The sequence below is a fragment of the Actinokineospora sp. genome, assembly GCF_050699995.1.
GTDB lineage: Bacteria > Actinomycetota > Actinomycetes > Mycobacteriales > Pseudonocardiaceae > Actinokineospora.
In genome coordinates, this window is the sequence record NZ_JBOHGC010000513.1 from 1 (window position 1) to 5,130 (window position 5,130).

Sequence of the window (5,130 nt, forward strand, 5' to 3'; positions counted from 1 at the left end):
GCAGAAGGCCGCGGAGGCCGAAGCGGCCCGCAAGGCGGCCGCCGGCTTCGTCCGGCCCGCCGCGGGCAGGCTCACCTCCGGGTTCGGCGCCCGCTGGGGCGCCACGCACTACGGCATCGACATCGCCAACAGCATCGGCACCCCGATCGTGTCCGTCGCGCCCGGCACCGTCATCGAGGCGGGCCCGGCCAGCGGCTTCGGCCTGTGGGTCCGCGTGCAGCACGACGACGGCACGGTGACGATCTACGGCCACGTCAACGAGATCAAGGCGGGCAAGGGCACCCGAGTGGGCGCGGGCCAGCTGATCGCGACCGTCGGCAACCGCGGCCAGTCCACCGGCCCGCACGTGCACTTCGAGGTGTGGCTCGGCGGCTCCAAGAAGGTCGACCCCTTGGCCTGGCTCCGCCAGCGCGGCGTCGCCATCTAACTCGCGGGGGTGGGGCTAGCGGTTGAAGGAGATCTGGAGGGTGGGGGTTGAGGTGCCTGCGAAGAAGTCGTTGCCCTTGTCGTCAACGACGATGAACGCGGGGAAGTCCTCGACCTCGATCTTCCAGACCGCTTCCATCCCCAGGTCCGCGTACTCCAGGATGTCGACCTTCTTGATGCAGTCCTGCGCGAGCCGGGCGGCCGGGCCGCCGATCGAGCCGAGGTAGAACCCGCCGTGCGTCTGGCACGCGTCGGTGACCTGGCGGGACCGGTTGCCCTTGGCCAGCATCACCATGGAGCCGCCCGCCGCCTGGAACTCCTCGACGTAGGAGTCCATGCGGCCCGCCGTGGTCGGGCCGAACGAGCCCGACGCGTATCCGGCGGGCGTCTTGGCCGGTCCGGCGTAGTACACCGGGTGGTCCTTGAGGTATTGCGGCATCGGCTCGCCCGCGTCGAGGCGTTCCTTGATCTTGGCGTGGGCGATGTCGCGGGCCACGACCAGCGGGCCGGTCAGCGACAGCCGCGTCTTCACCGGCAGCTTGGCCAGCGTCGCCCGGATCTCCGACATCGGCAGTGTCAGGTCGATCTTGACGACCTCGTCGGACAGGTCCTCACCGGTGACCTCGGGCAGGAAGTGCGCCGGGTCGCGTTCGAGCTGCTCCAGGAACACACCCTCCGGGGTGATCTTGGCCTTCGCCTGGCGGTCGGCGGAGCAGGACACCGCGAGCCCGACCGGGCAGGACGCGCCGTGCCGCGGGAGGCGGATGACGCGCACGTCGTGGCAGAAGTACTTGCCGCCGAACTGGGCGCCGATGCCGAACTGGCGGGTCATCTCGAGGACCTGTTGCTCGAGGTCGACGTCGCGGAACGCGTGCCCCGCCGCGGAGCCCTCGGTGGGCAGCGTGTCGAGGTAGCGCGCGGAGGCGAGTTTGGCGACCTTGAGGTTCTGCTCGGCCGAGAGCCCACCGACGACGATGGCCAAGTGGTACGGCGGGCACGCGGCGGTGCCGAGGGACCGCAGCCTCTCGTCGAGGAACTTCGCCAGCCGCGTGGGGTTCAGGACGGCCTTGGTCTCCTGGTACAGGAACGTCTTGTTCGCCGACCCGCCGCCCTTGGCCATGAACAGGAACTCATACGACGGGTCCGTGCCCGGCTTGGTGTGGATGTCGATCTGCGCGGGCAGGTTGGTGCCGGTGTTCTTCTCGTCCCAGAACGTCACCGGCGCCATCTGCGAGTACCGCAGGTTCAGCTCCTGGTAGGCCTCGAAGATCCCCTGGGAGAGCGCCTGCTCGTCGGCGCCGCCGGTCAGGACCGTCTCGGTGCGCTTGCCCATGATGATCGCCGTGCCGGTGTCCTGGCACATCGGCAGCACACCGCCTGCGGCGATGCACGCGTTGCGCAGCAGGTCCATGGCGACGAAGCGGTCGTTGCCGCTGGCCTCGGGGTCGTCGACGATCGCGCGCAGCTGGGCCAGGTGCGAGGGGCGCAGCAGGTGCTGGATGTCCTTGACGGCTTCCTTCGCCAGCAGGGTCAGCGCGGCCGGGTCGACTTCGAGGAACCGGCGTCCCGCGGCCTCGACGACCCGGACACCGTCCGGGGAGACCAGCCGGTACTCGGTGGTCCGGTCCGGGGCGAGCGGCAATACGTCGGTGTACTCGAAATTCGTGGTGGCGGTCACGATGTGCGGGCTCCCTTGCGCGCGTCCAAGTTGCCCATGAACGTACCCCGCCACCGTCGCGCGCTCCGCCCATTCCCCACGTGGCACTGACCACCTTCCGGTTCAGCAGGCGCTGTCGGAGGGCTTCGGGTTCACCAGACCGAACACCGGCCGCAGCGCCAGACCGATCCAGGTGCCGCCGAGGGCGAACACACCCCACAGCCGGCCGTGCAGGCTGCCCACGGAGATGCCACCCAGGTAGGCCGCAGACTCGCCTGGGCTGCCGCTGCGCGGACCACCTCCGTCGCCCTGGTTGCCCGGGGCGAGTCGCCGCGGAGGGTGAGGCCGGCGACGCCGCGTGAGCCGAGGAAGTCGACCAGTTTGCGCAGCGCGTTTGCGTCCTCTGTGGACAGAGTGTCCGACGGGCACGCCGTCAGGACCGGCACCCGTACCGGCTCGGGCGTCGAGTTCGCCGCGCTGCTCCATGGCTACATCACATCCGCGTCGGCCACGACGAACAGCTCCGAGTGCAGCTTCGCGTTGCCGAAGTCGCCGTGCGGCCACTTGCGGCGGTTGAAGTTGATCCCGACCTGGCCGCTGAACTCGTCCTTGAACTCCGTATCCAGGGTGGGCTTGCCGTCGGGGCTCAGCTTGAGCACGTTGACCTTGTGGTCGCCGTCGAGACCGGAGCGGGCGACGAAGTAGTTCGACACCGCCGGCCGGTCCGGGGAGGTGCTTTCGCGGCGGCGCCGGCGGCGAGTACCGCCGCTACGGCCCCGATAAGAGTTTCCGCCTATACGGCGAATTCCAGGACATGGTTCTCCCCGAATACTTTCGCGTGCGAAAAAGGGCGCGTCGAACTCCCGACGCGCAATTTCGGCGCGACGAGTCCTTCCAGCGCACGCTGGATGCCTTGCGAATGGGATGGGGTGAGCTGGAGCAAACGCCCTCAGCGGGCGTGCGGGAACCTCAGTGGCTCAGACAGAGCGCGCTGGCCTGCTGGCGCAGGTCCACATGCAGTCGTCCGACAAGGACGAGAAGGGTGCACATGCGGAAATGATCCAACTGTGGCAGATGGGTGTCAACCAGTCGCCAAAGAATGAGACGCCGACTGTCGCAACCCTCCTTCACCCATTTGGTTCAGAGGATGGTTGCTTTCCGTGGCGGGAAAAATTGTCGAATAAAGCGAATATGGTGAAGCATTTTTGTATTCGGGCCGACCGGGGAGTGGTCACCCTGGCCGGAAAAGCCGGAAGGCCGGGGCGGCCCCCGGCCGTCCCGACCTCCCGTCGAATGCGACCACGGAACACCGAATCGGTGTTCCGTGTCGCGCGGTCTGTGCTGAACGTTGCCGTGACTGGCGTCACATGTCAACGCTGCTGATTAGGTGACGTAGCGGGCGGCCGAGAGGTTGCTCAGGGTCGCCGACTTTCCTCGGAAAGTCCTCGTCAGCTGGCGTACGCCCGCAGCTTCTCGGCCCGCTCGCCCTGGCGCAGCTTCGACATGACCTCGCGCTCGATCTGGCGGACGCGCTCGCGGGAGAGCCCGAAGCGCTTGCCGATCTGGTCGAGGGTGCGCGGCTGGCCGTCGTCGAGGCCGTAGCGCAGCCGGATCACCGACTGCTCGCGGTCGTCGAGCGTGGCGAGCACGCGGCGCATGTCGTCCTGCAGCAGGCCGGAGATGACCGCACTCTCGGCGTCGATGGCCTCGCCGTCCTCGATGAAGTCGCCCAGCGGGGCGTCTTCCTCGGCGCCGACCGGCATGTCCAGGCTCACCGGGTCACGCGCGTGGTCGAGCAGGTCGCGGACCTTCTCCGGGGTCAGCCCGGCCTCGCGGGCCAGCTCGTCCTTGGTCGCCTCGCGGCCCAGCGCCTGGTGCAGGTCGCGCTTGATCCGGGCCAGCTTGTTGACCTGCTCCACGAGGTGGACGGGCAGCCGGATCGTGCGGCCCTGGTCGGCCATGCCGCGGGTGATCGCCTGGCGGATCCACCACGTCGCGTAGGTGGAGAACTTGAAACCCTTGGTGTAGTCGAACTTCTCGACCGCGCGGATCAGACCCAGGTTGCCCTCCTGGATCAGGTCGAGCAGCGGCATCCCGCGGCCGGTGTAGCGCTTGGCCAGCGACACGACGAGCCGCAGGTTCGCTTCCAGCAGGTGGTTCTTGGCGGTGTGCCCGTCGGCGATCAGCGCGCGCAACTCGGCGCGGCGGCCGTGCGAGAGCTGCGGCGCGGTGTCGAGCATGTGCTGCGCGAAGACCCCCGCCTCGATGCGCTTGGCCAGCTCCACCTCCTGCGCCGCAGTGAGAAGCGCCGTGCGTCCGATCCCGTTGAGGTACACGCGGACCAGGTCGGCCGCGGGCCCTTGGGCGTCGAGGTCTGCGGCTTCGTAGGTGACCTCGGGTTCGCGCTGCTGCGGGACCGTCATGGTGCTCCTCCCCCTGTCGCTGTGGTTCTGTCCTGCAAAACGTCGGTGCACCGGGATTCGTTCCCGGATTCCCACACCCTTGAAGACGCCAGCGAAGAAGAAGGGGTTGCTCGTGCTTACCTGAGCTTTCCCTGAGAACCGCGACCGTCCACGGACGACGCAACGCGGTAGGGGTGCATCAGGTTTCCACGAGCACGGTGAACGGACCGTCGTTCACGCTCTCAACCGCCATCATGGCACCGAAAACGCCGATTTCTACGTGTGCTCCGCGCTTGCGGAGTTCGGCCACGACCGCGTCGAAGAGGGGTTGCGCCGTCTCCGGCCGCGCGGCGGCGGTCCACGTCGGACGCCTGCCTTTGCGCGTCTCTCCGTAGAGTGTGAATTGGCTCACTAGAAGGAGTGGAGCGTCCGCGGACGCGCACGACTCCTCGTCTCGCAGGATGCGAAGTTCGTGCAGTTTCCGTGCCATCGTCGTGGCCTGTTCGGGGGTGTCGTCGACACGCACCCCCAGCAGCACCAGCAGACCTGGCTGGTCGATCTTGCCCACGGTCTCGCCCTCGACGACCACGCTCGCGCGCGTGACCCGGGCCGCCACCGCCCTCACGCGAGCTCCACCGGCAGCAC

4 protein-coding genes and 2 pseudogenes are annotated in these 5,130 nt (G+C 68.3%); 1 reads left to right on the forward strand and 5 read right to left on the reverse strand.

Translation table 11 applies throughout. The features are described from left to right. Positions 1-427, forward strand: a 427-nt coding sequence (locus tag ACRDSQ_RS25585; RefSeq protein ID WP_431424513.1) for a M23 family metallopeptidase, incomplete at its 5' end; no start/stop codon positions are given. A 15-nt stretch (positions 428-442) separates the two neighbouring features. Here the strand turns inward: ACRDSQ_RS25585 and ACRDSQ_RS25590 are convergent. From ACRDSQ_RS25590 to dtd, 5 genes and pseudogenes are all read right to left on the reverse strand, one after another. Further along, a complete protein-coding gene (locus ACRDSQ_RS25590) occupies positions 443-2,104 on the reverse strand; it encodes a fumarate hydratase (protein ID WP_431424514.1) in 1,662 nt (553 codons plus the stop codon). A gap of 102 nt (positions 2,105-2,206) precedes the next feature. After that, a pseudogene (locus ACRDSQ_RS25595) lies at positions 2,207-2,350 on the reverse strand (YeeE/YedE family protein); the annotation flags it as partial. Between the two features lie 221 nt (positions 2,351-2,571). Further along, positions 2,572-2,823, reverse strand: a pseudogene (locus ACRDSQ_RS25600) (hypothetical protein); the annotation flags it as partial. A gap of 708 nt (positions 2,824-3,531) precedes the next feature. Beyond that, entirely contained in the window at positions 3,532-4,506 is a 975-nt protein-coding gene (locus ACRDSQ_RS25605; protein ID WP_431424515.1) for a sigma-70 family RNA polymerase sigma factor, read from the reverse strand. A gap of 178 nt (positions 4,507-4,684) precedes the next feature. Beyond that, positions 4,685-5,110, reverse strand: a complete 426-nt coding sequence (gene dtd / locus ACRDSQ_RS25610; protein WP_431424516.1) for a D-aminoacyl-tRNA deacylase — start codon at positions 5,108-5,110, stop codon at positions 4,685-4,687. Positions 5,111-5,130 lie beyond the last annotated feature (20 nt).

Excerpts from the sequence above, each read along its gene's own strand:
- ACRDSQ_RS25605 (WP_431424515.1), bottom strand. The coding sequence starts at position 4,506 with ATGACGGTCCCGCAGCAGCGCGAACCCGAGGTCACCTACGAAGCCGCA.